The following is a 26,649-nucleotide window of genomic DNA, read 5'->3' on the forward strand; positions in this document are numbered from 1 at the left end:
TGTTCACGACGTGTTCACCCATCTCCTGCGACTGCCGCGCGCGGGACGCGATTCACCGGCGAGCCCGGTGCCGCGCCGCTCAGAAAGGAACCCTCCGCCCAGTAAGGTGCCTACGTGGCTGATGTGATGTACAAGGCGATCGCCGACGACCTGCGTCAGTCGATCGCGAGCGGCCTGCTGGCTCCGGGCGACGAGGTCCCGACCGAGGGCGAGCTCGCCGCGAAGTGGAAGACGTCGCGCGGCCCGATCCGCAACGCCCTGGCGGCACTGCGCAGCGAGGGACTGATCGAGACCACCCGCGGGCGCCCGAGCCGGGTCATCGAGCGCAAGGCCCAGCAGGCCGTCGACGTCTCGATCCCCTTCACCCGCTGGGCGCGGACGATGGGCGCGCGCCCCGGGGCGCTCACCCAGCAGGTCTCGCTCCGGCGCTCGGACGCCGACCAGGCCGCCCTGCTCGGCATCGAGCCGGGCGAGCTCGTCGTCGACGTCCTCCGGCTGCGCTCGCTGGACGACCGGCCGACGATGCTCGAGCGGCTGACGTTCATCGAGCCGGCCGGCCGCAACCTCTTCGACGTCGACCTCGACACGGTCTCGATCACCGAGTTCCTCGACTCGCGCGGCTGGAAGTCGTCCGAGGTCGACCACGAGATCGACGCCGTGGCCGCGGACGAGACCGACGCGCAGCTGCTCGAGCTCGCACCCGGCTCCCCCGTGCTCCGCCTGCACCGCATCACCCGCGACGCCGACGGCCGGACCTTCGAGGCCTCGGACGACCGCTACCGCAGCGACATCGTCCGCTTCACGGTCTCGGCGACCGGACGGCGCCGCGACGGCGCCCACTTCATCCGCCCCGTCGGGCTCTGATCCGCGCCGTCGGACCCTGGTCCGCGCCCCGGCCTCCGCTCCGCGCCCTCAGACCGAGAGCAGCACGATCCCGCCGGCCACCACCAGCGAGGCCGCGATCCGCCGCACCGCCGAGCCCTCGCGGAGCACCAGCGCGCCGAAGAGCGACACCAGGACCACGCTCATCTCGCGCATCGGCGCGACCAGGGCGACCGGCGCGAGCGTCACCGCCTGCAGCACCAGGATGTAGGAGAGCGGCGAGAGCACCCCGAACGCCAGCACCCGCGGCCAGTGCTGCCGGAGGACGGGCAGCAGCTCCGCCCGCCGCCGGCGCAGGGGCACGAGGTAGACCACGATCTCGACCATCGTGCAGCCGACCATGAACGCCACCGGCGACAGCCCCCAGGTCCGGAGGGCGTGCGCGTCCCAGATCGTGTACACCGCGATCGCGACGCCGGTGAGGACACCGAAGAGGATGCCCGGATCGACGAGGCGGCGCCCCGAGGGGGCCTGCGTGGTCGGCCGGTCGATCAGCCCGGTGGCGATCACCCCGGTCACCACGACGGCGACGCCGAGCACCGCCACCGGCGAGATCCGCTCCCCGAGCAGCAGCACCGCCAGCCCGGCGCTGAGCGCGGGGCCCGTCCCCCGGGCGGTCGCGTAGACCGTCGACAGCCGGCCCCGGGCGTAGCCCGCCTGCAGCACGACCATGTAGCCGACGTGCAGGAGTCCCGAGACGCCCGCGCCGAGCAGCAGCCCGCGCGGCAGGTCGTCGCCCGTGCCGAGCCCTCCCGTGAAGGGGACGAGCGGCCCCCAGACCAGCGTGCTCGCGACCGCCCCCCACCAGAGGAAGGGCAGCCCGATGCCGCTGACCCGGTGCGCGACGACGTTCCACGCCGCGTGGCAGAGCGCCGCGGTCAGCACGAGCGCGAGGACGAAGGCAGACATGTTCGGACCTTTCCGCGCGCGCCGACGCGCGCCGCAGCGGTCCTCCAGGCTTCTGTCCCTTGAGATGACGGACTCCGATGGCGGAGATCCGTGGCGCCGCTCGAACCAGCCGGACGACGTGTCGTCCCGGAACCCTAGGCGCTATCGGGACGACGGTACCGCACGCGTGGCGGCTCCTCGTCGCCGTCGCGGAATCGTTCACCCGGCCTCGTCCGCGCCCGTCCCGCCCGCCGCGCCCGGGGTGAACAGCCGCTGAACGTGTCTGCATATCCTCGCCGTCGGCTTCCAGATAGGTACAGACGTGGGCAGTCTGGCGGCGCGCGGTCGCCTCCGCGCTCCACCTCACCCCTCCTGGAGTCGTCGATGTCCCTGCCCCTCCGCGCCCTCGGCGCCGTCTGCGTCTCGGCGGTGATCGGCGGCCTGCTGCTCGCCGCGCCGTCCGCCTCCGCCGCCGGCACCACCTACAACGGCCTGCCCTCCGGCACCCGCACCGCGAAGACCCTCGTCGTCGGCATCGACGGCGCCTCCTTCGACCAGCTCGACGCGGCCGACATGCCCGCGCTCGACTCCCTCCGCGCCGAGGGACTCACCTCGAGCTCGAACCTCTACGCCGCGCCGATGTCCGGCACCGTGTCCGGGCCCGGCTGGTCGTCCATCGCCACCGGCGCCTGGCCCGACAAGCACGGCGTCGTCGACAACGCCTTCACCGCCCCGCGCTTCGGGCAGTACCCGGACTACCTCAGCCGCATCGAGGCCGCCGACCCCTCCCGCTCGAGCCTGGTCGTCGCCACCTGGTCCCCCGTCGCCGAGACGATCTTCGGCTCGGCCGTCGACGTCCGCCGCACCGGCGGCGGCGACGCGCAGACCACCGCCACCGCCGTCGACTACCTGGCGAACGGCAACCCCGACAACACCTTCGTCCACCTCGACGAGGTCGACGGCGCCGGCCACTCGGTCGGCACGAACGGGGCCGCCTACGCCACGGCCCTCGCCCGCGCCGACGCCCAGCTGGGCGAGATGATCGCCGCCGTCCGCGCCCGCCCGAGCTACGCGAGCGAGCAGTGGACGATCCTGGTCACCGCGGACCACGGCCACACCCCCACCGGCGGGCACGGCGGGAACAGCCTCGCCGAGCGGAAGGTCTTCGTCATCGCGTCCGGCCCCGGCATCGCCGCGGGCTCCACGCGGAACGACGTGAAGATCGTCGACATCGCCCCCACCGTCCTCGCCGTCAACGGCCTCGCGAACGACCCCGCCTGGACCCTCGACGGCATCGCCCTCGGCACGCCGTCGACCGACGCCTTCGACACCCTGCGGCCCGCCCTGCAGCCGCGCCTCGACGAGACGCGACCGGCGGCCGGGCTGCTCGGCTGGACCCGCACCGCCCCCCAGGGCTGGCGGATCGACGACTCGGCGATGCCCGCCGGAGGCGTGCGGGAGTGGTCGGGCTGGTCCTTCGCGACCGACTCGTTCTTCACGAGCGTCGAGCCCGGCCAGAAGCGCGAGACCAACGTCCGCGCCCGCGACGTCTTCGCCGTCGCGGACTCCGACGAGTGGGACGACAGGACGCACGCCGCGGGGCAGTTCGACTCCACCCTGATCAGCCCGGCGTACCCCGTGAACGGCAGCGCCACCGCGACCCTCTCCTACGCCACCGACTACGTCATCGACGGACCGCAGAGCGCCGTCGTCTCGGTCTCCTTCGACGGCGCCGCCCCCGTCGTGGTGAAGAACTACACCGCGACCACGAACGCGAACGAGACGCTCCGGATCGACGTCCCGGCCGGCGCCCGCACCGCCGAGTTCCGGTTCCGCTACACCGGCCAGAACAGCGCCTTCTGGACGCTCGACCAGGTCGCCCTCACCCAGGCCGCCGTTCCCGCGGTCGCCGTCACGGCCACCGCGTCGACCCGCTGCCTCGCCGGCAGGGCCGTCGTCACCGTCCAGGCGCGCAACGACGACGCGGTGCCCGTCGCGCTGACCGCCGCCTCGGCCTTTGGGACGAGGACCTTCGCTCCGCTCGCCCCGGGCCGGACCACCTCGCACGCGTTCAGCACCCGTGCGGTCTCGGTCCCCGCCGGAGCGGTCGAGGTCGTCGCGACCGCCACGGTCGACGGCGCCCCCGCGACCACGACCGTGCGCGCCCCGTACTCCGCCACCACCTGCAAGTGACTCGCCCGACCCGAGGAGACCCCGCCATGAGAAGACCCGCCCTCGCCGCCCGCTGCGCGGCCGTCGCCGCAGGCGCCCTGCTGCTGACCGCCGTCGCCTCCGCGGCCACCGCCGACGACGTCCTCGACGACCGGAGCGTCGACATCGGCGTCTCGATCGCCGAGCCCACCGCGCCCGGGGTGCTCGCGATGACCGTCGCCGCCGGCTCGACCGCCCTGACCGAGGACGGCTCGACCGAGCTCGTCCGCCGGTTCACCGGCGCCCTGCCGACGGTGACCGTCACCGACACGCGGAGCCCGGAGGAGATCCTCGCCGGAGCTGGCTGGTACGTGCTCGGCTCCGCGTCCGCCTTCACCGCGTCCGACGGGCAGGAGCCGATCGGCGCCGACCACCTCGGCTGGACTCCCCGCCTCCTGGACGGCGGCGACTCCGGTCTCGTCACCGAGGGCGATCCGGTCGACACGGTGCTGGACGAGGGGGACGACGCGGTCGGCCTCGTCGATCAGGAGCTGCTCGCCCTGGCCCTCGACTCCGGCGCGGTCGCGGAGGAGGGCGCGTGGACCGCCTCCGCGGACCTGGTCCTGAGGACCGAGCCCGACGTCGCCGCCGGCGACTACTCCGGCTCGCTGACCCTCTCCCTCTTCGAGTGAGACCCGGTGGGCGCAGGCATCACGCGCCTGCGCCCACCGCGGTCGGCCGAGCGTGGGCGCGGGAGCCACGCGTCGGCCCTCGCGATCGATACAGCGCTCCGTGTACTGTGGCCGCGTGACCGACACCGCGACCGTGACCATGACCCACTCCGCCGCCCTCGCGCGCCTGGGCTCCGCTCTGGCGGACGAGACCCGGGCGCGGATCCTGCTCGCACTGCGCGAGGCACCGGCCGTCCCCTCCGATCTGGCGGACGCGCTCGGCGTGTCCCGGCAGGTGATGTCGAACCAGCTCGCCTGCCTGCGCGGCTGCGGACTCGTCGAGGCCGTCAAGGACGGCCGCTACACCTGGTACCGCCTGGCGGAGACCCGGCTGGCCGGCGCGCTCGACGACCTGCTGCGCCTGGTCCTCGTGGTCGATCCGGACTGCTGCTCCGGCGAGAGCTGCCACTGCGCATGAGCGCCCTCCCGCTCCGCGCGCTGCTCGCCCCGGCCCGCCGCCTCGTCCTGCAGCGGCGCATCCGCTGGATCGTCGCGGCGACCATCGGCTACAACGTCGTCGAGGCGATCGTCGCCCTCGCCGCCGGGACGGTCGCGTCCTCCGCCGCGCTCGTCGGCTTCGGCCTCGACTCCGTCGTCGAGGTGCTCTCGGCGGCCGCCGTGGCCTGGCAGTTCTCCGGCCGCGATCCGCACGCCCGCGAGCGCACGGCGCTGCGGGTGATCGCCCTGTCCTTCTTCGGCCTGGCCGCCTTCGTCGCCGTCGACTCCGCCCGCGCCCTGCTCGGCCTCTCCGAGGCGCAGCACTCCCCCGTCGGCATCGTGCTCGCGGCAGTGAGCCTGCTCGTGATGCCGGCCTTCTCGCTGTTCGAGCGGCGCACCGGCCAGGAGCTCGGCTCCGCCTCCGCCGTGGCCGACTCGAAGCAGACCCTGCTCTGCTCCTACCTCTCCGCCGCCGTCCTCGTCGGCCTGCTGCTCAACAGCACCCTCGGCTGGACCTGGGCCGACCCGGTCGCCGGTCTCGTCATCGCCGCCTTCGCCGTCCGCGAGGGCCTCGAGGCCTGGCGCGGCGACGCCTGCAAGCAGCCGGTCGCCGCCCTCACCGCCGAGAACAGCCCCTCCTGCACCTGCTGCTGACCGGACCGGCCGGCGCGCGCATTCCCATGCTGATCGAGTAGCCCGCGCAGCGGGCGTATCGAGATCCACCCCGGCAAGGACCTGGGACGCAGCACACCCGCCGCACCACCCGCGCAGGTCCGCCCCGTGGCTTCCTCCACATCCGGCGGACGCCGCTGAGAACGTCCATATCTCCGTGGATCCGGCCGATTCCCGCCCGTCGTCGGTGCGACGATGACCGTGGGAGGCCCTGATGCGTGACGCGGTGCTGGTCGTGGAAGACGACGTCGAGATGGGGGAGCTCCTCGTGCGAGGTATCACCGGCGACGGCTACGACGTCGACCTGTTCCCCGACGGCATCGGTGCGCTGAACGCGGCGCGCGGCACCGAGTACGCGGCGGCCGTCCTGGACGTGATGCTCCCCGGCATGAGCGGCTTCGAGATCTGCCGGCACCTGCGCGCGACCGGCGCCACGCTCCCGGTGATCATGCTCACCGCCCGCGACGCGCTGCAGGACCGGGTCTTCGGCCTCGATGCCGGCGCCGACGACTACCTCGCGAAGCCGTTCCACTTCGAGGAGCTCTCCGCCCGCCTCCGGGCGATGATCCGCCGCGAGCGCCTGACGAACCGCGCCCCGGTCGTGCTCGGCGATCTCCGGGTGGACCCCTACGCGCACACTGCCTCCGTCGACGGGTCCGTGCTGCCGTTGAGCCCGAAGGAGTTCGGGGTGCTCCGCGCGCTCGCGGCGCGGGCCGGCGAGTTCGTGCCGCGGGAGGAGATCCTGCTCGAGGTCTGGGGCTCCGCGGAGTTCGTCGACCACAACATCGCGGAGCAGTACATCAGCTACCTCCGCCGCAAGCTCGCTGCCGCCGGGGCGTCGGTCGAGATCGTCACCCGGCGCGGTGCGGGCTACCGCCTCGAAGTGAAGCCGTGAGCTGGCGGTCGCTGTCGATCCGCGTGCGGATCACGGTGTCGAGCCTGCTGGTCGCGATGCTGTTCTTCGGGATCGTCGCGATCGTCGTGCGCGAGCAGCTCGATCACATCCTCGACGCCTCCACGATCGAGCTCGTCCGCTCGGGAGCGTCGCAGGCGCTGATCGAGGAGAGCCGCGACACCGCCGAGGCGGTGGTGGGCGGTGTCAGCACCACCCTGCTGATCGCCCTGGCGATCCTGTTCGTCGCGTTCACCGCCACCTCCTGGGTCCTGGTCGGCCTCGCGCTGCGCCCCGTCGGCCGGATGCGCGCGATCGCCGACCGGCTGCGCCACGGCCGCTCCACCGAGCTCCTCCCTGTCGGGCCGGCCCGCGACGAGCTCTCCGACCTCGCCTCGACGCTGAACGCGCTGATCGAGGATCTGCGGGAGTCCGCGGACCGGGAGCGGCGGCTCGTCGCCGATGCGAGCCACGAGCTGCGCACCCCGCTCGCCGCCCTGCGCACCCGCCTCGAGCTCGCCGAGCGCGTCCGCGACGATCCGGCGGCGCTCTACGCCGACGTCGTCGACGCGCGCCGCTCGATCGACCGCCTCCAGTCGCTGACCGACGGGCTGCTGATCCTGTCGAGGATCGACGCCGGCACCGTCGCCGGGGACGCCTCCTCGGCGGCCCTGCGCGAGGAGGTCGCCGACAGCGTCGACCGCGCCCGGATGCTCGCCCGCGACCGGGATCTCGCGATCGACTTCGTCGCCCCCGCCTCGGTCGCTGCAGCCCGCTACCCGGTCTCCCCGACCGACTTCGGCCGGATCCTGGACAACCTGCTCGCGAACGCCGTCACCGCGACGCCCGACGGCGGCAGCGTCACCGCGACCCTCGTCGAGCGCGCCGAGGAGATCGTCCTCTCCGTCGACGACGACGGCCCGGGCGTCCCCGATGCGTTCCTCGCCGTCGCGACCGACCGCTTCACCCGCCCCGACGCCGCCCGCTCCCGCGAGGGCGGTGCCGGCCTCGGGCTCGCGATCGTCGCCGGCCTCAGCCGGGCCGCCGGCGGACAGCTCACGATCCGCAACCTCGTCCCCCACGGCCTCGGTGTCGACGTCCGCATCCCCGCGACGCAGCCCCACCCGACCTCTCGCAAGGAGAACCGATGATCGACCCGCAATCCCTCCTCGACAGTGCCGGCCCCTGGGCGATCGCCCTGGTCTGCCTGATCGCGTTCGTCGAGACGGGCCTGCTGATCGGGTTCTTCCTCCCCGGCGACACCCTGCTCTTCTTCACCGGTGTCTTCGTCGCGACCGGGGTGATCTCCCTCCCGGTGGCGCTGGTGATCCTGATGGTCGCGGCGTCCGCGTTCCTGGGCGATCAGCTCGGCTTCGTCATCGGCCGCGAGACCGGACCGCGGATCTTCGAGCGCAAGGACAGCGGTCTGTTCAGCCGCTCGAGCGTCGCCCGCACCCAGTCGTTCTTCGACCGCTTCGGCGGCTGGGCGGTCACCATCGCCCGCTTCGTCCCGGTCGTGCGCACCTTCGCGCCCGTCGCGGCCGGCGTCGGGAAGATGCACTACGCCCACTTCGTCGGCTTCAACGCCCTCGGCGCGGCCGTCTGGTCCACCGGCGTCATCCTGCTCGGCTTCTTCCTCGGGCAGATCCCCGGCGTCGCGGACTTCGTCGGGAAGTACATCGACATCGTCCTCGTCGGCATCGTCGTGATCAGCCTCGTCGGCATCGCGCTCACCTACTGGCGGCAGAAGAACCGCGCCCGCCGCGACGCGTGAGCACTGCGGGACCGCGACGCGAGAAGAAGACCCTCGATGCCGCGCGTCGGGTCTCCGCTCGCCGCGTTCGACCCGGCGCTGATATCGTCTGCCTTCCGTGCAGGAACGCAGGAGGTGGTACCCGTGAACGGATCGACGTGGGTGCTCCTCCGAGGAGTCACGGTCGGGCGATAGATCGTCCGGGAGCGCCGCCTCCGAGCAGCACTCCCGAAAGGCACGACCATGCACATCCTCACCGCCCGCACCCTCGACGAGGGTGTCCTCGAGCGCGAGTTCACCCTCCCCGACTTCTCCGGCATCCTCTGGACGCCACCCGCCGCCTCCGCCACCGCGCCCGTCCCGCTGATCCTCCTCGGCCAGCCCGGCGGGCTCGGGATGCGGCGCATGCGTCCCCGACTCCTCGCGCGAGCACTCGACGCCGCTGGCCACGGCTTCGCCACGGTCGCGATCGAGATGCCCGGGGCCGGCGACCGCACCCCGCTGCCCGGCGCCGAACAGGCTCGAGCAGACCTCCGCCGGGCACTCTCCAGCGGCCGCCTGCCGGGGACGGACGTCGTCGACCGGCTGATCCTCCCCCTCGTCGATCGGGCGGTACCGGAGTGGCAGACGACACTCGACGAGGTTCTCGGTCGTCCCGAGATCGCGGGGAAGGTCGGATTCTCGGGCGGCGTGATCGCCGTCGGCACCCGCCTCGCTGCCCTCGATCCGCGCATCGCTGCGGCCGGGCTCTTCGCCGGGAGCTACGTGCCCCGCATCACGATGGAGGAGGCGCGGCGGGTCACCGTCCCGCTCCACGTCCTCCTGCAGTGGGACGACGAGGGAAACGACCGAGCAGCAGCCCTGGCTCTCTTCGACGCCTTCGCCTCCCCCGAGAAGACCCTCTGCGCGAACACCGGCGGCCACACCGGCGTCCCGCACTTCGCGGCCGAGGACGCGGCCCGGTTCTTCGCCCGCCACCTCGGCCCGGTTGCCGGCTGAGGCGGCCGGTCCGCACGTCAGAGCGCCGACGTGCCGGCGCGCGGTCTCCGGCCGAGAGCGATCACAGCGACCAGGAGGAGGAACACCGCCAGGGCTGCGAGCGTGACCGGGCCGGTGCCCAGCCCTAGTCCGCTGCGGTTCGCGGGGTCCGCGAGCCAGTCGCACACTGACGCACCCAGCGGCCGGGTGACGACGTAGGCGGACCAGAACGCGAGGACCGCGTTCCTCCCCGCGAACCGGTGCGCGAGCGCCGGCACTGTGATGATCACCGCGAACAGGACGGCCGAGGGCAGATAACCGAATCCCAGGGTCGAGGCGGTCAGGTCACCCGCTGCGGTACCGAGCGCGAACGTCCCCGAGACGGCGAGCCAGTAGAACAGGGCGCGGCGCGGCGTCGTGACCGAGTGGATCGACAGCGTCCGCTCCACCCGCCACCACACGACGAAGACCCCCGCGAGAGCCGCCGCGAACACGAGCGTGGAGACGAGGTACGAGACGCCGACGATGACGTGCAGGACATCGGCGGCCATCGTGCCGAAGACGCTCACCATCAGCACCGCCAGCCAGTACACCCAGGGGAGGTACCGGCGGACCGCGAACTGGAGCGCGAGGGCCGCGAGGAACGCGAGCCCGGTCACGCCGACCACGATCACCGGATCGAACGCGGTCGCGAGGAAGTCCGACGCCGTCTCGCCCATCCCGGTCGTCAGCACCTTCAGGATCCAGAACAGCGCCGTCGCCTCAGGCACCGTGGAGGCGACGTAGCGGCCGGCGAGAACACTGCCGCGAGGTCGAAGGGGCGGTGTTCGGCGCGGGGCGGCGAGATGCGTCATCCCGTCATGCTCGAGGAGCGTGCGGCATCGGATGCTGGGGTGTTCGCCGGGGTCGTTGAAGATGCACACAGCGACCCGGATTCCGGCCGAGCACGGCCGTCACGATCCCTACTCTCGGAAGCGCTCGCGGGATCCCTCGCGACTCCTCTCCGACCGGAACGGACCCGATGGACATCCTCCAGGCGATCATCCTCGGCATCATCGAGGGGCTGACCGAGTTCCTCCCGGTCTCCAGCACCGGGCACCTCACCATCGCCGAGAAGCTGATGGGCCTGAAGGTCGACGACCTCGGGGCGACCGCGTTCACCGCGATCATCCAGGTCGGCGCGATCGCCGCCGTGCTCCTCTACTTCCGGAAGGACATCGCCGAACTCGCCACCGCGTGGTTCGTCGGGCTGCGGCACCCGACGCAGCGCAAGCGGACGAACTACCGGATCGCCTGGTACGTGATCCTCGGATCGATCCCGATCGGGATCATCGGGTTCCTCGGGAAGGACCTCATCAGCGGAGGCCTGCGCAATCTGTGGGTGGTCGTCGCCGCACTGCTCGGCTGGAGCATCGTGATGCTCGTCGCCGAACGCGTCGGCGCCCAGACCAAGGACCGTCGCGCGATCACCCGGAAGGACGCGGTCGTCATCGGCCTCGTGCAGTGCATCGCGCTGATCCCCGGCGTCTCGAGGTCCGGAGCGACCATCAGCGGAGGCCTGTTCCGCGGCCTCGATCGAGTGACCGCCACGAAGTTCGCGTTCTACCTCTCCATCCCCGCACTCACCGCCGCCGGCGCCTACGAAGCGGCGACCGCCGCGTCCGAGGTCAGCGCGAGCGTCGGCTGGATCCCGACCCTCGTCGCCACCGTCGTCTCCTTCGCCGTCGCGTACGCGTCGATCGCGTGGCTGCTGCGCTACGTCGCGGGTCACGGCTTCGGTGTCTTCGTGGCTTACCGCGTCGCCCTCGCCCTCGTCCTGTCCGGGCTGCTGGTCACCGGCACGATCGCGGCCAGCTGACCCGATTGCCCGGCGGGGGTCCTGCCGGACACACTGGACAGCGACGCCCGCCACCTCGTCCGCCACCCTCGCGAAAGGCTGTCCCGTGCAGTGGAATCTCGAAGTCGTCCCCGTCAGCGTCGAGGACGTCCCCCGGGCGAAAGCGTTCTACGCCGACCAGGTCGGGTTCCACCTCGACCTCGACGTGCGGATCAGCGACGAGATGCGCATCGTGCAGCTCACCCCGCCCGGCTCGCACAGCAGCATCCAGCTCAAGGCCGGCTCCCACCGCCTCGAAGGGCTGCAGCTCGTCGTCGACGACATCGACGTCGCCCGTGCCGAGCTCGCCGAGCGCGGGGTGGACGTCAGCCCGGTGACGCACTTCGAGGACGGAGTCCGCCTCGAAGGGCGCGGCGGGGAGTGGAACTCGTTCGTCTACTTCACCGACCTCGACGGCAACACCTGGGTCGTTCAGGAACGCCCATCGACCAGCTGACCCCGCTCGCCGTGATCGCGGCCGTCGCGATCTGCGCGGCGGTCTCCACGGTCGCGCTCCTCGTGTTCGGAGTGGCCTCGTTCGCACGGCCTTCGCTGGCGATCCTGCGCGGTGCGGCCCAGCTGGCCGTCCTCGCCGTGATCCTCTCCGGCGTCATCGCGGACGTCCGCTGGGTCCTCCTGTTCCTCGCACTCATGTTCGGCGCCGCGGTGCTCACGGCGTCCGGTCGCCTCGGACGCACCCGGCGCACGGTCCTCGCCGTCACCGCGGCGATGGCGGCCGGGGTCGCGGTGAGCGCCGGGATCGTCTTCGGGCTCGGGGCCGTCCCGTTCACCGGCCGCTACGTCCTCGCGGTCGGCGGGATCCTCCTCGGCGGCGCGATGACCGTCGCCACCGTCACCGGCCGAGCGCTGGCCGCGACGCTCGCCGACCGCTGGGATCAGGTCGAGGGCTGGCTGGCTCTCGGCGCCCGGCCGCGGCAGGCGACGATCGGCCTGGCGCGAGAGGCGGCCTGGACCGGGCTCGTCCCGCTGACCGACCAGACCAGGACCACCGGTCTCGTCGTCCTTCCCGGCGCGTTCATCGGCGCCGTCTTCGGCGGACTCTCGCCTGTGGCGGCGGGCGTCTTCCAGATCGTCGTGCTCGCGGGCCTGATCGCATCCGGGTCGATCGTCGCCGTCGTGCTCCTGACGATCCTCCGCGGCGACGTCGTGAGGCCTCGACCCTGACGAGCCGTCAGCTGAGGGCCCGCCGTCGGGCGATGCGGCGCCGGAGTGGCGGCGGTGACGACACGCGCTCGGTGTGCAGCCGGACCGCGAGCGGCGCCCAGACGATCAGCGCCACTCCGGCGCCCAGGAGCAGTCCGCCGACGGTGTCGGAGATCCAGTGCGCTCCGAGGTAGGTGCGGCTGAGCATCATCGCGACCGTGTACACGGCGCCGGCGATGCGGACCCACCACCGCGGGAACACGATCGCGAGGACCATCGCGGTCGTCGCGGCGTTCGCGCTGTGGCCGGAGGGGAACGAGCCGAAGTCCGCGTTCACGAGGATCTCCAGCGGCCGCGGACGACCGACCGCGTTCTTGAGGATCTGCACCAGCAGCCCACTCAGCGGCACGGCGATCGCGAAGTACGTCGCCGCCCACCGACCCCGCCAGATCAGCAGCGCCGCGAACACGACGAGCGGGATCACGATCGTGCCGACGATCCCACCGCCGAGGCTGTTCATCACCAGCGACGGCACCAGCCAGAACGTCGACCGGTGCTCGATGACCTCGTTCATCCACGCGGTGTCGAACCCGAACGGCTTGTCGTGCTCCCGGTAGAAGATCAGCGCGGCCAGAAGTCCCGTGAGCAGCACCGCGAGGCCCGCCGAGATCAGCGGCCAGCGTCGCGCCGCCCGGTAGGCGATCGCACCGTCTGTCGCGGGTTCCCGGTTCGGCATCAGTGTCGTCCTCGTCTCTCGACGCGGAGCGCGCCGAAGGAGTCCACGCTACGAACGCACGGCCTGTGGCGGCGGCGGATTCCCCTGCATCCGTTGTGAAAGCACAGAAACTCAGCCCCTCCGCCGGGCATCGACCTGAACGCGTTCGGGAGCTCCGGGTCGTTGTGAGCAAACACAACACAGCACGGCGCATCCCGAGCCGCCGCCCCCGTCCCGGCTGCGACTCTGCGGGCATGGACACTTCAACGACGACGACCCGCTTCCCGGTGCACCGGCTGCTCAGCAAGGTCCCCGAGGTCACCATCTGGTTCTGGATCATCAAGATCCTCTGCACCACGGTCGGTGAGAGCTTCGCCGACTGGATCAACATGGTCCTCGGCGTCGGCCTCATCACGACCGCCGTGATCTTCATCGTCGTCACCGCAGTCGTGCTCGCGATCCAGATGCGGCTGCGCCGCTACCTGCCCGCCGCGTACTGGCTGACCGTCGTCGTCATGAGCGTCACCGGCACCCTGCTCACCGACATCCTCACCGACCAGCTCGGCGTCCCCCTCTGGGCCAGCTCCCTCGTCTTCTCCGTGCTGCTCGCGATCGTGTTCGGCGTCTGGTACTCGAAGGAGCGCACCCTCTCCATCCACAGCATCGACACCACCCCGCGCGAGGCGTTCTACTGGCTCACCGTCCTCGTCACCTTCGCGCTCGGCACCGCCCTCGGCGACTGGACCCTCGAACTCACCGGCTGGGGCCCCGGCGTCTCGATCCTCCTGCCCCTCGCCCTGATCGCCATCGTCACCGGCCTCTGGCGCTACGGCGCGAACCCCGTCCTCGCGTTCTGGATCGCCTACATCCTCACCCGCCCCCTCGGCGCCAACATCGGCGACTGGCTCGGCCTCTCCCCCGACGAGCAGGGCCTGGGGCTCGGCACCTTCGTCACCAGCATCGTCTTCCTGCTCGCGATCCTCGCGACGGTCGTGTACCTCTCCCTCAGCAAGGCCGACGTCGACAAGGGCGCAGCCGAGCACCACACCCCGCCCGTCGCCCGCGAACGCCGCTCCCTCGTCGCCCTCGCGGTCCTCGCCGTCGCCGTCGTCGGATTGCTCGCCTTCACCAACAGCCAGCCGCACACCACCCCGGCACCCGAAGGCGCAGCCCCGGCCTGCGACACGTCGGGAACACTGTCCGCAGCCGACGCGGCGGCGTCGGTGCAGGCGGACTTCCCGCCTGCCGACGTGCAGAACTTCCAGACCATCACCTCCGACACGCTCACCCTCGTCACCAGCGGCGACCGGGCCGGCGCGAGAGCCCGCGCCACCGACCTCGAGACCGCCTGGGACGACGCCGAACCCGCCCTGAGCGGCGCGAACTGCCAGACCTGGACCTATGTCGACCAGCAGATCGACCCCGTCCTCTCCTCCGTCCGCGCCGGCACCCCGGACCCGGCCGCCGAGAAGACGAGCATCCAGGAGCTGCTGACCACCCTGACCGGGAAGCAGTGACCGGCGTCCGCAGCGGCGGTCCCCTCGGCCGGAGTGTGCGGAGGAGGACACGGCTGGGCGCCCGCCTCTAAACTCGCAGCAGGGCGTGTCGAGGATGACGCGCACCGACGGAACGAGTGCCCCCATTGGACCTGGACGTCGCGCAGCAGCGCTCCCGCGAGACCGGCGCCCCGGCGTCGACCCCCGAGAGCGCGCGCCCGCTCACCACCTTCGCCGTCCGTCACCGGAGCGGGCTCGACGTCGCCTTCCTCCTCGACGGCACCGACGGCGACTTCCAGATCGGCATGGGAGCCGCCTCGGAGGACTTCCGGAGCGTCCTGACCATCGGCGTGGACCAGCAGCGCGGCCGGCTGCGGGCCGTGTCGGAGTGGATGCTCGACGGCCACAGCCTCCACGTCCCGGTCCGGATCCTGTACCGCTCGCCCAACGCGATCCTCGTCGAGGCCGCGCACCTGCCGCTGGAGCGCCGCCCCGCCTCGCTGAAGTGCTGGTCGTTCCTGCGCCGACGGTCCGTCGACCACTTCGCCGAGGTCCTCGCCTGCGTGTCGCCGGAGCTGGCCGGCCTCCCCGCGATCAGGTTCGTGACCGACCCGAGGACGGCCGCGACCCGCTGACCACCCGGGGATCCCGACCAATCCGCCGCGGCCGCCGCTGCGAACAGCATCAGGACGTCCTGGTCCCGCAGGGCGGTGCCGAACCCGATGAGGCTCCGCCCTGCAACGCCGGACGCGCCCCTCCGGCCCCGGAGTCAGGCGAAGTCGGCCGTGTCGCCGACGAGGCGGGTGTTCTCGGCGGGGATCGGCTCCACCGCCGCGAGGGCGACCTCGGCCGCGAACTCGCCGACGTTGTAGAGCTTGCCCGCCGATTCGCGACGCGAGCTGATCGCACCGGGGTTCGAGCGCTCGAGCAGCGTCGCGGTGATGGTGCCCTCGATCATGTCGCCGGAGACGACGACGAACTCGACGCCGCGCTCGGTCAGCGCCGGGATCCGCTCGCGCAGGGCGTCCTCGCCCGCGCGCTTGGACAGCGCGACCGGCTCGTACTCCGGCATGGTCGGCGTGGTCCGGATGAAGTGCGCCTGGTGGCTGGTGACGAAGACGATGCGCGAGCCCTCGCCCAGCAGCGGCAGCGCCGCCTCGAGCGTGGCGACCTGCGAGTCGCGGTTGAGGACCATCGCGTAGTCCTCGCCCATGTTGCTCTCCATGCCGCCGGAGGCGTTCAGCACGAGGACGTCGAGCCCGCCGAGCTTCTGCTCGATCTCCGCGAACAGCGCGGTCCGCGACTCCGCGTCGGTGAGGTCGGCGCCCACCGCGAAGGCCGAGCCGCCCGCGGCGGTGATCTGGTCGACGAGCTTCGTCGCGCGCGGCGCCTTCGAGCGGTAGTTGACGACGACGCTCGCGCCGGCCTCGGCGAAGTAGCGGACGGTGTCGGCGCCGATGCCGCGCGAGGAGCCGGTGACGAGGACGCGCTTGCCGTCGAGCGAGCCGGGAGCGAGGGGGTTGGACACGAGGAGATCCTCCAGGACGCCGGCGCAGGAGCCGGATCGGGCACGGGTGACGGGCCCACGGCCCGACGCAGGAGCCTACCAAGCCGCCGCCGCCGGCGCCGGTCCCGCGCCGCCCACTCCCCTCCCAGCCCCCCTTGCTACCGTTGACTCCCGTGCTCGTAAGGGGAAGGAGCACCGCATGGACGCAGTGACTCAGTACGCCTGGATCCTCTGGATCGCCCTCATCCTGATCTTCGTGATCGTCGAGATGATCACTCTCGAGTTCACCTTCCTGATGCTCGCGGTCGGCAGCATCGGCGGCCTCGCGACCGGCCTGGTCGGCGCCCCGTTCTGGGTGCAGGTCCCGGTCGCCGCGGTCCTCGCCGTGCTGCTGCTCTTCCTGGTCAGGCCCCCGCTGCTGCGGCTGCTCAAGCGCGGCGGCGATCCGACGCCGACCGGAGCCGACGCACTGCTCGGCCTCGCCGGCAGTGTCGTCATCGCCGGGCCCGGCCCCGGCCAGGTGAAGCTCGTCAACGGCGAGACGTGGACGCTCAAGCTGTCCCCGCTCGTCGAATCCCGTCCGCTCGGTCTCGGCGAACGTGTCGTCGTCACCGCCATCGAGGGCGCGACCGCGGTCGTCGTCCCCGCCGAAAGGAGCTCCTCGTGAACACCGCAGCAGTCGTGACCACGGTGATCATCGCGGTCATCGTGCTCTTCGCCCTGGTGGTGCTGTTCAAGGCCATCCGCATCGTCCCGCAGGCCACGGCCGGGGTCGTCGAGCGCCTGGGCAAGTACCACCGCACCCTCCTCCCGGGCCTCAACCTGGTGATCCCCTTCATCGACCGGGTCCGCCCGTCCGTCGACCTGCGCGAGCAGGTCGTCTCCTTCCCGCCGCAGCCCGTCATCACCGAGGACAACCTGGTCGTCTCGATCGACACGGTCGTCTACTTCCAGGTGACCGACGCCCGGGCCGCGACCTACGAGATCGCCAACTACCTCGGCGCCGTCGAGCAGCTCACCACCACCACGCTCCGCAACGTGGTCGGCGGGCTGAACCTCGAGGAGGCGCTGACCTCCCGCGACAACATCAACGGCCAGCTGCGCATCGTCCTCGACGAGGCCACCGGCAAATGGGGCATCCGCGTCGGACGCGTCGAGCTCAAGGCGATCGACCCGCCGATCTCCATCCAGGACTCGATGGAGAAGCAGATGCGCGCCGAGCGCGACCGCCGCGCGGTGATCCTCACCGCCGAGGGCACGAAGCAGTCGCAGATCCTCAATGCGGAGGGACACCGCCAGGCGGCGATCCTCGCGGCCGAGGGTGACGCGAAGGCCGCGGTCCTCCGCGCCGAGGGTGAGGCGAAGGCGATCACCACGGTCTTCTCCGCCATCCACGAGGGCCGCCCGGACAACGAGCTGCTCGCCTACGAGTACCTGCAGATGCTGCCCAAGATCGCGGAGGGCAGCGCCAACAAGCTCTGGATCGTGCCGAGCGAGCTCACCGAGGCACTCAAGGGCATGGGCCAGGCGTTCGGCAAGAACTCCCCGACCCGTCCGGAGCGCGAGCAGGACGGCTCGGGCATGACTCCCCCGGCCCCGTCCTTCTAGGACGCCTGCCCCATGACGACCTCGCGGCCGCCGTTCCTCTCGGGACGGCGGCCGCGCGTCATCGCCCACCGCGGCTTCGCCCCCGGCGCCGAGGGCAACACCCTGGAGTCTTTCGAGCGCGCCCTCGCCGCGGGCGCCGACCTCCTCGAGACCGACGTCCGCGCCTCGCTCGACGGTGTCGCGGTGCTCGTGCACGACGAGGAGGTCACGGACGAGCGCGGCACCCGCCATCGGATCGAGACCACCCGCTGGGAGGAGCTGGCCGGTCTCGTCCTGCCCTCCGGGGAGAGGCTGCTCCCCCTCGCCGAGGCGCTCCGCCTGCTCCCGAACGCCCGCTTCAACATCGACGTCAAGGCGAGGACGGCCGTCGTCCCGGTGGTCGAGGCGATCCGGGCCGCGGGTGCCCGGGACCGCGTGCTGATCACCTCCTTCTCGGAGTCGCGGCGCCGCGCTGCCGTGCGGCTGCTCCCGAGGGTCGCGACCTCCGCCTCCGCCCCCCGCTTCGTCGCCGCTCTCGTCGGCGCGCACCTCGGGTCGCCGGCCCTCGTCCGGCGGGCGCTCCGCGGCGTCGACGCCCTCCAGGTCCCCGAGCGCGCGGCCGGACTGCGGGTCACCGAACCCCGGATCCTCGCCCGGCTGCGGATCACCGGCGCCGAGATCCACCTCTGGACGATCAACGATCCCCGGCGGATGCGCGCCCTGCTCGAGCTCGGCGTCGACGGCCTCGTGACCGACCGGACCGACCTCGCCCGCCTCGCCGTGGACGGGGCTCCGGGCCGCGAGGACGACACCCGGGAGCGCGTCGGAGAAGCCCCGCTCACCTGACGATCCTCTGGCAAACGGGAGCCTCTCCGGACCACCCCCAGGTCCGCGGTCGACACTTGTCGGAGCACAGCGAGAGGAGACCACACAATGGCAGATCGAAGCTTGCGCGGGATGAGGCTCGGCTCACAGAGCCTGCAGAGCGAAGAAGGCGTCGTCTTCTCACCGCGATCGACGTTCACGTACCACTGCTCGGATTGCGGCCACGACACCGACATGGTGTTCTCGGCCGACGCCGAAGCGCCCGAGACCTGGGAGTGCCGCAACTGCGGTCACGAGGCCGTGCTGCTGGTGGATTCGAAGCCCGTCGTCGTCGACCGGGGCGAGCAGAAGGCACCGCGCACCCACTGGGACATGCTGCTGGAGCGCCGCACCCGTGCGGAACTCGAGGAGCTGCTCGAGGAGCGCCTCGCCTACCTCCGCGCCCGTCGCGGAGAGCACAAGATCGGCGCATAGCGCCCCCAGGGTCCTGCTCGGCCGGCGTCCTCGCCGGCCGGCGGACCCTTCTTCGTACCCGGACGCGGTCCGCGGGCTAGCGCCGACGACGCGGCGTGCGCGTCCGCAGCACGAACGACACGAGCCCGATGAGACTCGCGGCGAGGAAGTACCAGCCGAGGTTCCGCGCCCAGACCAGAGCCGGGGTCGTGACCGAGGCGAGCGGCACCTCGTCCACCATCGCACCCGGCTCGAACCACTCCAGCGAGTCGATCGTCGAGCCGTCGGGTGCGATGATCGCACTCGTGCCGACCGTCGAGATGTTGACCACGCTGCGGCCCGTCTCGATCGCCCGCAGCCGCGCGATGGCCAGCTGCTGGACGCTCTCGTCCGTCCGCCCGAAGTCGGCGTTGTTGGTCTGCGCCAGCACCAGCTGCGCCCCGCCGTCGACCATGGCGTTCGTCAGCGAATCGTCCGAGATGTCGAAGCAGATCGCGATGCCGGCCAGGATCCCGTTGATGTCGAAGACGTTCGAGCGGGTTCCGATCGAGTAGTCGCGGCTGACCAGGTCGACCAGGTCGGGCGCGAACATCCGCCAGAAGGCGCGGTCCGGCATGTACTCGGCGAACGGCACCGGGTGCACCTTGTCGTAGATCTGCGTCGCGCCCTCCCCCGCCTTCCAGAGCAGCGAGCTGTTGTAGAAGACGTCGTCGGAGGGGTTCGTGATCGTCCCGACGATGAAGGGCGCGTCCATCCGGCTGCTGAGGTAGTCGAGGACGGCGGCCGACTGCGCGTTCCGCGTCGGGTCGACGTCGACGCCGTTCTCCGGCCAGACCACCATGTCGACGTCCTCGTCGATGATCGGCAGCGTCGCGGAGGTGTGGTCCTCGAGGATCTCCCCGCGGTAGCTCTGCGAGAACAGACCCGCATCGGAGTCGCCCTGCACCGCAGCGATCCGCGTCGTCCCCTCGGTCGGCGCGGGCCAGGCCGGGAAGACGAGCGCGACGATCGAGAAGCCGGCGACGACGGCCGCGCGGCCCGAGGCCGGAACCGACGTCGTCCGCACCGCCTGCGCCAGCGTCGCCGCGAGGAACGCCACCACGAAGCTCAGGCCCGAGAAGCCGATCCAGGCGGCGAGGTCCGCGAGCGGCCCCATCGACTGCGAGAGCGCGAGCCGCCCCCAGGCGAACCCGCCGTACGGCCACTGGATCGTGATCGTCTCGCGGCCCACCCAGAGCGCGGCGACCAGCGCGGGCAGCCCGATCATCCGGCCGAGCGGACCGGTCCAGACCCGCTGGCCTCGCGTCAGCAGCATCGCCGTCAGCCCGGAGGAGAGCGCGAAGAAGATCGCCTGCAGCCCGGCCAGCGCAGCCCACGGAACGAGGCCGAGGTAGAGCGTCAGCCACTGGATGTGCACACCCCAGAAGACCGCGCCGCCGACCAGGCCGACCAGCGCGCCGCTCCAGAAGCCGCGGCCGGCCAGCGCGAAGAGGATCGCGGCGGTGCCGACGATCGCGAGCGGCCAGACGTCGGAGTCGGGGAAGCCGCGGTCGAGGGTCGCCCCGCCGAGGGCCGCGAGCGGGATCGCCAGCCACAGCGGTGCCGTGCGCCCGGTGGGCGCCGAGATCACCGGCCTCATGCGACCGTCGAGTAGGCGACGATGCCGTGCCGGACGAGCTCGAGCGCGGCACGGGCGGCGCGCCCGACCTTGCCCTCGGCCACGAGCGAGAGCTGGTCGAGCAGGTCGATCGTCTGCTTCGCCCAGCGGACGAAGTCGCCGGCGGCCATGTCGGACTCGCGGAGGACCGCGTCGAGCGGCATCCCGCGCGCCCACATGTTCATCGGCAGCGCCAGGCTGGTGGAGATCGGGTTGCTGCCCGGGAGCCGGTGGTCGCGCTCGACGTCGTCGAGCTTCGCCCACAGCAGCTGCGTCTTCTCGAGCGCCTCGGGGAAGGTGCCGCGCGGGAGGTGCTTCTCGCCGAGGGTGCCCTCCTCGCGGCGGGGCTCGAAGACCAGGCAGCACGCCATCGCGGCGAGACCGGCCGGGTCGAGCTCGGTCCAGGCCTGCTTGCGCAGGCACTCCGCCACGAGCAGGTCGCGGTCGCCGTAGATGCGCTTGAGCGTCCGGCCGTTCGGGGTGAGGGACAGCTCGCCGGCCTCGTCGAGCCGGAAGTAGCCGAGCTCCCTCAGCACGTCCGTGATCCGGTCGAAGATCCGGGCGACCGCGCCGGTCCGCGAGCGGATCTGCCGCTCGATCTCGTCGGTCTCCTTGCGCAGCTTCCACCAGCGCTCCGCCCAGCGGGCGTGCTGCTCGCGATCCGAGCAGGCGTGGCAGGGGTGCGCCTTCATCCGGCGGCGCAGATCGCTGAGCTGCCCCTGCCGCTTCTCGCGCTCGCTGTGCGACGCGGACTCGCCGCGGACGGCGCCGCGGCGCTCCAGCTCGCCGATCTCGCGGCGGATCGCGGCGTACTGCTCGAAGTCGCCGAGGTGGCACTGCATCGCGGTGACGTAGCCCTCGAGTGACGACTCCTGCTGGCGGACCCGGCGTGCCAGGTCGACGACGGATCGGTCGGCCTGGAACTGCGCGAACGAGGACTCGAGGATCTCGCGCGTGCGAGCTCGGCCGAACTGGTCGATCAGGTTGGCCGCCATGTTGTAGCTGGGACGGAAGGACGAGTTGAGCGGGTAGGTGCGGCGCGAGGCGAGCGAGGCGACGGCCTGGGGGTTCATCCCGCCGCGCCACTGGATCACCGAGTGGCCCTCGACGTCGATCCCGCGGCGGCCGGCGCGACCGGTCAGCTGGGTGTACTCACCCGGCGTGATGGGCACGCGGGCCTCGCCGTTGAACTTCTCGAGCTTCTCGAGCACGACGGTGCGCGCGGGCATGTTGATGCCGAGCGCGAGCGTCTCGGTGGCGAAGACCACGCGCACCAGGCGGCGGAGGAAGAGCTCCTCGACGACCTCCTTGAACGCGGGCAGCATGCCGGCGTGGTGCGCGGCGACGCCGCGCTGCAGCCCGTCGAGCCACTCCCAGTAGCCGAGGACCGCGAGGTCCTCGTCGCGGATCGTCCGGCAGCGCTCCTCGACGATCGCGCGGATCTCGTCGCGCTCGTGCCGCTCGGTGAGCCGGACGCCCGAGCGCAGCACCTGGCGGACGGCCTGGTCGCAGCCGTTCCGGCTGAAGACGAAGAAGATGGCCGGCAGCAGGTTCTTGCCGCGCAGGATCTCGACCACCTCGGAGCGCGGGACGAGGTCCTCGGTGCGGGTCTCGTGGAAGCGACCGCCGCCGCCACCCCGGCCGCGACCGGAGCCGCGACCGCCGCGCTCGACGCGGGTGCCGCCCTGCGCGAGACGGGCGAGCTCGGGATTCACCCGGTTGGTCGCCGCGCGCCCGGACGAGTCGAAGAGGTCGAGCAGCTTGCCGCCGACGAGGACGTGCTGATCGAGCGGCACCGGCCGCTCCTCCGAGACGATGACCTCGGTCTCGCCGCGGACGGTCTGCAGCCAGTCGCCGAACTCCTCGGCGTTCGACACGGTCGCGCTGAGCGAGACCAGCCGGACCGACTGCGGGAGGTGGATGATGACCTCCTCCCAGACCGCGCCGCGGAAGCGGTCGGCGAGGTAATGGACCTCGTCCATCACGACGTAGGCGAGGTCGCGGAGCAGGTCGGAGTCCGCGTAGAGCATGTTGCGGAGGACCTCGGTCGTCATCACGACGATCCGGGCGCGCGCATTGACGTTCGAATCGCCGGTGAGCAGGCCGACCTCGGACGCTCCGTAGTCCTCGACGAACTCCTGGAACTTCTGGTTGCTCAGCGCCTTCATCGGCGTCGTGTAGAAGACCTTGGCGTTCGGGTCCTGCATCGCCAGGTGGATGGCGAACTCGGCCACCGCCGTCTTGCCGGCGCCGGTCGGTGCGGCGACGAGGACGCTGCGCCCGTCGTCGAGCGCGCTGCAGGCCTCGTACTGGAAGGGGTCGAGGTCGAACGCGAGGGTCGAGCGGAACGCCTCGACCCTCGCGTGGCCCTGTCGTGTGCGGAACGCCGCGAAGCGCTCGGCGGGAGTGGCGCCGGTCACGCCGGCAGGTCGGAGGGACTGCCGTCGAAGACGATCTGCCGCTTGGCGACGCGCCTGTCGTGCAGGATCGCGATGCCGCAGGCGGCGAAGAACAGGATCGTGATCGGGATCGCCAGCAGGAACATCGAGATCGGGTCCGCCGCCGGAGTGGCGATGGCCGTGAAGAGCACGATCACCATGATGGCGACGCGCCACGACTTGATCATCAGCGAGCCGGGCAGGATGCCGACGAAGTTCAGCAGCACCAGGAAGACCGGCAGCACGAAGGCGATGCCGACGACCAGCACGAGCTTGAGCACGAAGTCGTAGTACGTCTTCGCGCTGAGCACGCTCGCCGCGTCCGAGCCGGTAAAGCTCGTCAGCAGCTCGACGATGTGCGGGAAGACGAACCAGCCCGAGGCGCAGCCCGCGAAGAACAGCGGGATCGCGGTGAGGATGAAGCCCAGGCCGTAGCGGACCTCCTTGCCGGTCAGACCGGGGACGAGGAACGCCCAGATCTGGAACAGCCAGACCGGGCTCGCGATCACGATGCCGATGGTCATCGCGATCTGGAGCTTGAGGTCGAACGCGCCGGTGATCGTCTCGAAGTTGAGGACCGCGGTCTTGTTCTGATCGCGGGCGACCTCGGCGATCGGGGCCTTGAGGGCCTCGAGCACCCAGTCCGAGAGGAACCAGCCGGCGACGCAGCAGACCGCGATCGCGATCGCCGCGATGAAGAGCCGGTTGCGAAGCTCGATCAGGTGGGACCCGAGGGACATGCGTCCCTCGGGGTTCTTCCCCGCTCGCTTCGTCCGTGGCTTCTTCGCTGCCACGGAGGTCATTACTTGAGCGGGGACTCGGGCGGCAGCGTCGTGCCGGTGCCGGTGGTCGTGCCCGTGGCGGTGGTCGAGCCCGAAGCCGTGGTCGAGTCCGTCGCGTCCTTGCGCTCGGTCCCGTCCTCGTCCTTCATGGTCTTGACCTCGCTCTTGAAGATGCGCATCGACTGCCCGACGCTGCGCGCGAGCTGAGGAAGCTTGGGCGCACCGAAGAGGAGGAGGATGACGGCGAGGATGATGAGGAGGTGCCACCCCTGGAGGCCAGCGAACATTGCAGTCTCACTTCACTTGTCGGTTGCGGTGTACCAGGAGCCTACCCCGTTCGACCCGGAGTGACCGGCGATCCTCGGTCCTCTCCCGGCGGGCGTCCCGGCGGGACTCGTGACCGCGGCGGACCTCGTCGCGATCGGCGAAGAGCGAGGACGGCGGCCGGGTCGACGCCTGGGCGGGCTCCGGCACCTGCAGGGCGTCGAGCTTCGCGGTGATCTCCTCCAGCTGGCCGAGCAGCAGCCGGCCCTTCCGCCAGTAGGACAGCCCGAACAGCACGAGCACCGCCAGAGCGGCGATCGCGAGGGCGAGCCAGATCAGGATCCAGGACCACCAGGTCACGGGGTCTCCTCTCCGTTGGCCGTCAGCGCGGCGCGGGTCCACTCGGCGACGGCGGTGCGCGCCGCCTCGGGGGCGACTACGGTCACGAGCCCGGGCAGCGAGGCGACCAGGCGGGTGAGACCGGCGAGGTGCGCGACGCGGATCCGGACGAGCACCCCCGCGCCCTCGTCTCCGGCGGGAACCGACGGGAACTCGGCGTCCGCGGCGTAGTCGCCCAGCAGCGCGACCGAGCCCGGGGCGACCCGGAGGTCGATCAGGAGGTCCGAGGCCGACGCCTCGAACAGCCGGTCGGGCAGCGTGACCTCGTTGCGGCGGCGGACGATCGGCGTCCCGGTGTCGGTGAGCGAGCGCATCCGGTCCACGCGGAAGGTGCGGACGCCCTCGCGGAGGTGGTCCCAGCCGCGCAGGTACCAGTCGCGGTCGACAGACTCCAGCAGGAACGGATCGACGAGGCGCGACTCCGTCTCGCCGCGAGCGCTGCGGTAGTCGAAGGCGAGCTGCGTCCCGCTCGCGAGCGAGGTGCGGATCGTGGCGAGCGAGGCGTCCGCGCCGACGCCCCGGGCGACCGCGACGGCGGTCGGGGCCGAGGAGGCGCCGCGGGCGAGCTTGCCCATCAGCGAGGCGATGCGGTCGTTGCCCTGGTTCTCGGGCAGGGCGGCCAGGTACTGCATCCCGGCGATGAGCGCCGCGGCCTCGCGCGCCGAGAAGCGCGGCGAGTCGTCGATGGCGACCTGCTGAGTGAGGACGATGTGGTCGTTCTCCTCGAAGTCGTCCCAGCTGATGTCGAAGAGGTCGTTGGACTGGTACTGCGAGGTCTCGCCGGGGATGCCGGAGACGGCGATCAAGCGGACGGCGCGGCGGACCTCGTCCTCGGCGATCTCGAAGTGCGCGGCGACCTCGGCCACGCTCACCCGGCCGCGGTCGAGCAGGTACGGGACGAGCGACAGCAGGACGGCGAGGCGGTCGCGCGCCTGAAGGGAGCGGGGCCTAGCCACGGGCGGCTCCCCGGTGCTCGCCGGCGGGGTGCTCGCCGGAGGAGTGCTCGCCGGAGGAGTGCTCGCCGGAGGAGTGGTCGCTGAAGGTGCGGCGCAGGCGGTCGACGACCTTGCGACGCAGCTCCTCCGGCTCGAGGACGACGACCTCGGGGCCGTAGCCGGCGAGCTCGTCCGCGAGGACGTCGGCGTCGGTGAAGTGCAGGCGCAGCAGGTCTGTGCCCTCCCCCGCCGCCTCGGCGCGCACGCCGAGCCGGAGTGCCGCGTCGGAGTCCGGCGCGACCTGCAGGAGGGCAGTGCTGCGGGCGAGGATCTCGTCGAGCTGGGCGAGGGCGGTGGCGGCGTGGTCGCCCGGCTCGGCGGGGGCGGTGCGGCCGGTGGTCGCGACGGGTCCGACGATGCGGGAGAGGAGGAAGGTGCGGGTGCCCTCGGCGGTCTCGTCCCAGCCGTGCAGGTGCCAGCGGCCCTGGTGGTTGACGAGCGCGCGCGGACGGACGGTGCGCGTCCGCGGCTCGTCGCCGCCGGGCTTGAGGTACGGGAAGCGGACGACCTGCCCGCGGTCGAGCGCCGCGTTGAGCGGCTCGAAGGAGGCCTCGCGCACCCGGATCGAGGGGCTGATGCCGATCACCGGGTCGACCGAGTCGACGCCGAGCGAGCGCAGCTTGATCAGGGCCCGGCGCGACTCCGCGGAGAGCGTTCCCTCACGCCAGACCGCGCCGGCGAGGCGCAGCAGCGCCATCTCCTCCTGGTCGAAGGAGAGGTCGGCGGGGAGGTCGTAGCTGCGCTTCGCGATCCGGTAGCGGACCGTCTGGGTGTTCCCCGGGTCGCCGGGGGCGTCGACGGTCTCGATCGGGATCCCGAGCTCGCGCAGATCGTCCTTGTCGCGCTCGAACTGCCGCTCGAGCGAGGCACGGTCGCCCGGATCGGAGCGCTGCCGATAGCCCTGCACCGTGGAGAGCACGTCGGCCTTCGTCAGCCCGTTCTCGGCGGCCACGAGCGCCAGCACCAGGTTGAACAGACGCTCCTCGGCCGGGATGCGGCTCGAGGTCGAAGCGTCGGCGGGCACGCCCTCCAGTCTAGGGCCGGGCCCCGCCGCCCCCGACGAGCCCCAGCACACCCCTCGGACCTGCGCGGCGGCCACGCCCGAC

At 71.9% G+C, this 26,649-nt stretch carries 29 protein-coding genes; 18 read left to right on the forward strand and 11 right to left on the reverse strand.

Features of this window, described 5'->3' with window-relative positions:
* The first annotated feature begins 114 nt into the window (after positions 1-114).
* Positions 115-864, forward strand: coding sequence for a GntR family transcriptional regulator (locus EDF22_RS09080; RefSeq protein WP_260303365.1), 750 nt, complete (start codon positions 115-117; stop codon positions 862-864).
* A 48-nt stretch (positions 865-912) separates the two neighbouring features.
* Here the strand turns inward: EDF22_RS09080 and EDF22_RS09085 are convergent, their stop codons facing one another.
* Positions 913-1,791: an EamA family transporter gene (locus EDF22_RS09085; protein WP_123704164.1), complete on the reverse strand. Its 879-nt coding sequence runs from the start codon at positions 1,789-1,791 to the stop codon at positions 913-915.
* A gap of 363 nt (positions 1,792-2,154) precedes the next feature.
* Between EDF22_RS09085 and EDF22_RS09090 the strand changes: the two genes are divergently transcribed.
* The 8 genes from EDF22_RS09090 (at position 2,155) to EDF22_RS09130 (ending at position 9,406) form a co-directional block, all read left to right on the forward strand.
* Entirely contained in the window at positions 2,155-3,963 is a 1,809-nt protein-coding gene (locus EDF22_RS09090) for an alkaline phosphatase family protein (RefSeq protein WP_123704166.1), read from the forward strand.
* Between the two features lie 26 nt (positions 3,964-3,989).
* On the forward strand, positions 3,990-4,613 hold the full coding sequence (locus tag EDF22_RS09095) for a hypothetical protein (protein ID WP_123704168.1): 624 nt from the start codon (positions 3,990-3,992) through the stop codon (positions 4,611-4,613).
* Between the two features lie 139 nt (positions 4,614-4,752).
* Positions 4,753-5,070, forward strand: a complete 318-nt coding sequence (locus EDF22_RS09100) for a helix-turn-helix transcriptional regulator (protein ID WP_123704857.1) — start codon at positions 4,753-4,755, stop codon at positions 5,068-5,070.
* Positions 5,067-5,744 (forward strand): cation diffusion facilitator family transporter, encoded by a 678-nt coding sequence (locus EDF22_RS09105; protein ID WP_123704170.1) that lies wholly within the window; start codon positions 5,067-5,069, stop codon positions 5,742-5,744. The genes EDF22_RS09100 and EDF22_RS09105 overlap by 4 nt, the downstream gene beginning before the upstream one ends.
* Before the next feature lie 232 nt (positions 5,745-5,976).
* Positions 5,977-6,657 carry a response regulator transcription factor gene (locus EDF22_RS09110; RefSeq protein ID WP_123704172.1) on the forward strand — a complete coding sequence of 227 codons (681 nt, stop codon included), beginning with the start codon at positions 5,977-5,979 and terminating at the stop codon, positions 6,655-6,657.
* Positions 6,654-7,805, forward strand: coding sequence for a cell wall metabolism sensor histidine kinase WalK (locus EDF22_RS09115; protein WP_123704174.1), 1,152 nt, complete (start codon positions 6,654-6,656; stop codon positions 7,803-7,805). Before EDF22_RS09110 ends, EDF22_RS09115 begins: the two co-directional genes overlap by 4 nt.
* Entirely contained in the window at positions 7,802-8,428 is a 627-nt protein-coding gene (locus tag EDF22_RS09120) for a DedA family protein (protein WP_123704176.1), read from the forward strand. The genes EDF22_RS09115 and EDF22_RS09120 overlap by 4 nt, the downstream gene beginning before the upstream one ends.
* 222 nt (positions 8,429-8,650) lie before the next feature.
* On the forward strand, positions 8,651-9,406 hold the full coding sequence (locus EDF22_RS09130) for an alpha/beta hydrolase (RefSeq protein WP_123704180.1): 756 nt from the start codon (positions 8,651-8,653) through the stop codon (positions 9,404-9,406).
* A gap of 17 nt (positions 9,407-9,423) precedes the next feature.
* Here EDF22_RS09130 and EDF22_RS09135 read toward each other — a convergent pair whose 3' ends face one another.
* On the reverse strand, positions 9,424-10,239 hold the full coding sequence (locus EDF22_RS09135) for a hypothetical protein (protein WP_123704182.1): 816 nt from the start codon (positions 10,237-10,239) through the stop codon (positions 9,424-9,426).
* 167 nt (positions 10,240-10,406) lie between these two features.
* Here EDF22_RS09135 and EDF22_RS09140 point away from each other — a divergent pair, with 167 nt between their 5' ends.
* The 3 genes from EDF22_RS09140 to EDF22_RS09150 all read left to right on the forward strand — a co-directional run bounded on the left by EDF22_RS09140 (position 10,407) and on the right by EDF22_RS09150 (position 12,446).
* A complete protein-coding gene (locus EDF22_RS09140) occupies positions 10,407-11,243 on the forward strand; it encodes an undecaprenyl-diphosphate phosphatase (RefSeq protein ID WP_123704184.1) in 837 nt (278 codons plus the stop codon).
* Positions 11,244-11,328: 85 nt separating this feature from the next.
* Positions 11,329-11,718: a VOC family protein gene (locus EDF22_RS09145; protein ID WP_123704187.1), complete on the forward strand. Its 390-nt coding sequence runs from the start codon at positions 11,329-11,331 to the stop codon at positions 11,716-11,718.
* 11 nt (positions 11,719-11,729) lie between these two features.
* Positions 11,730-12,446, forward strand: a complete 717-nt coding sequence (locus EDF22_RS09150) for an ABC transporter permease (RefSeq protein ID WP_260303367.1) — start codon at positions 11,730-11,732, stop codon at positions 12,444-12,446.
* A 7-nt stretch (positions 12,447-12,453) separates the two neighbouring features.
* Here EDF22_RS09150 and EDF22_RS09155 read toward each other — a convergent pair whose 3' ends face one another.
* The gene (locus tag EDF22_RS09155) at positions 12,454-13,161 is read right to left on the reverse strand and encodes a phosphatase PAP2 family protein (RefSeq protein WP_123704189.1); all 708 of its coding nucleotides are present in this window, start codon (positions 13,159-13,161) and stop codon (positions 12,454-12,456) included.
* Positions 13,162-13,394: 233 nt separating this feature from the next.
* On the opposite strand from EDF22_RS09155, the gene EDF22_RS09160 reads away from it, so the two are divergent.
* Both EDF22_RS09160 and EDF22_RS09165 read left to right on the forward strand, forming a co-directional pair.
* The gene (locus tag EDF22_RS09160) at positions 13,395-14,657 is read left to right on the forward strand and encodes a hypothetical protein (protein ID WP_123704191.1); all 1,263 of its coding nucleotides are present in this window, start codon (positions 13,395-13,397) and stop codon (positions 14,655-14,657) included.
* 125 nt (positions 14,658-14,782) lie between these two features.
* Positions 14,783-15,271 (forward strand): hypothetical protein, encoded by a 489-nt coding sequence (locus EDF22_RS09165; RefSeq protein ID WP_123704193.1) that lies wholly within the window; start codon positions 14,783-14,785, stop codon positions 15,269-15,271.
* Positions 15,272-15,405: 134 nt separating this feature from the next.
* On the opposite strand, the gene EDF22_RS09170 is transcribed toward EDF22_RS09165, so the two are convergent.
* Positions 15,406-16,164, reverse strand: coding sequence for an SDR family oxidoreductase (locus EDF22_RS09170; RefSeq protein ID WP_123704195.1), 759 nt, complete (start codon positions 16,162-16,164; stop codon positions 15,406-15,408).
* A gap of 178 nt (positions 16,165-16,342) precedes the next feature.
* On the opposite strand from EDF22_RS09170, the gene EDF22_RS09175 reads away from it, so the two are divergent.
* The 4 genes from EDF22_RS09175 to EDF22_RS09190 all read left to right on the forward strand — a co-directional run bounded on the left by EDF22_RS09175 (position 16,343) and on the right by EDF22_RS09190 (position 19,029).
* Complete coding sequence (locus EDF22_RS09175) at positions 16,343-16,810, forward strand: NfeD family protein (RefSeq protein WP_123704197.1); 468 nt, start codon at positions 16,343-16,345, stop codon at positions 16,808-16,810.
* 23 nt (positions 16,811-16,833) lie between these two features.
* Entirely contained in the window at positions 16,834-17,751 is a 918-nt protein-coding gene (locus EDF22_RS09180) for an SPFH domain-containing protein (protein ID WP_372487865.1), read from the forward strand.
* A gap of 12 nt (positions 17,752-17,763) precedes the next feature.
* Positions 17,764-18,576, forward strand: coding sequence for a glycerophosphodiester phosphodiesterase family protein (locus EDF22_RS09185; protein WP_123704201.1), 813 nt, complete (start codon positions 17,764-17,766; stop codon positions 18,574-18,576).
* A gap of 87 nt (positions 18,577-18,663) precedes the next feature.
* Complete coding sequence (locus EDF22_RS09190) at positions 18,664-19,029, forward strand: RNA polymerase-binding protein RbpA (protein ID WP_123446336.1); 366 nt, start codon at positions 18,664-18,666, stop codon at positions 19,027-19,029.
* 76 nt (positions 19,030-19,105) lie between these two features.
* Here EDF22_RS09190 and lnt read toward each other — a convergent pair whose 3' ends face one another.
* The 7 genes from lnt to EDF22_RS09225 all read right to left on the reverse strand — a co-directional run bounded on the left by lnt (position 19,106) and on the right by EDF22_RS09225 (position 26,567).
* Positions 19,106-20,647, reverse strand: a complete 1,542-nt coding sequence (lnt, locus tag EDF22_RS09195) for an apolipoprotein N-acyltransferase (protein ID WP_123704203.1) — start codon at positions 20,645-20,647, stop codon at positions 19,106-19,108.
* Positions 20,644-23,085, reverse strand: a complete 2,442-nt coding sequence (locus EDF22_RS09200; RefSeq protein ID WP_123704205.1) for an RNA helicase — start codon at positions 23,083-23,085, stop codon at positions 20,644-20,646. Before EDF22_RS09200 ends, lnt begins: the two co-directional genes overlap by 4 nt.
* Positions 23,082-23,843 (reverse strand): twin-arginine translocase subunit TatC, encoded by a 762-nt coding sequence (tatC, locus tag EDF22_RS09205; protein WP_123704207.1) that lies wholly within the window; start codon positions 23,841-23,843, stop codon positions 23,082-23,084. Before tatC ends, EDF22_RS09200 begins: the two co-directional genes overlap by 4 nt.
* Positions 23,844-23,905: 62 nt before the next feature.
* Entirely contained in the window at positions 23,906-24,172 is a 267-nt protein-coding gene (gene tatA, locus EDF22_RS09210) for a Sec-independent protein translocase subunit TatA (RefSeq protein ID WP_123446332.1), read from the reverse strand.
* A gap of 7 nt (positions 24,173-24,179) precedes the next feature.
* Positions 24,180-24,509: a hypothetical protein gene (locus EDF22_RS09215; protein ID WP_123704209.1), complete on the reverse strand. Its 330-nt coding sequence runs from the start codon at positions 24,507-24,509 to the stop codon at positions 24,180-24,182.
* Positions 24,506-25,504 (reverse strand): YafY family protein, encoded by a 999-nt coding sequence (locus tag EDF22_RS09220; RefSeq protein WP_123704211.1) that lies wholly within the window; start codon positions 25,502-25,504, stop codon positions 24,506-24,508. The genes EDF22_RS09215 and EDF22_RS09220 overlap by 4 nt, the downstream gene beginning before the upstream one ends.
* Entirely contained in the window at positions 25,497-26,567 is a 1,071-nt protein-coding gene (locus tag EDF22_RS09225) for a YafY family protein (protein WP_260303368.1), read from the reverse strand. Before EDF22_RS09225 ends, EDF22_RS09220 begins: the two co-directional genes overlap by 8 nt.
* Between the last annotated feature and the right edge of the window lie 82 nt (positions 26,568-26,649).

Source organism: Rathayibacter sp. PhB127, from assembly GCF_003751665.1.
In the GTDB taxonomy this organism is placed as follows: Bacteria; Actinomycetota; Actinomycetes; order Actinomycetales; family Microbacteriaceae; genus Rathayibacter; species Rathayibacter festucae.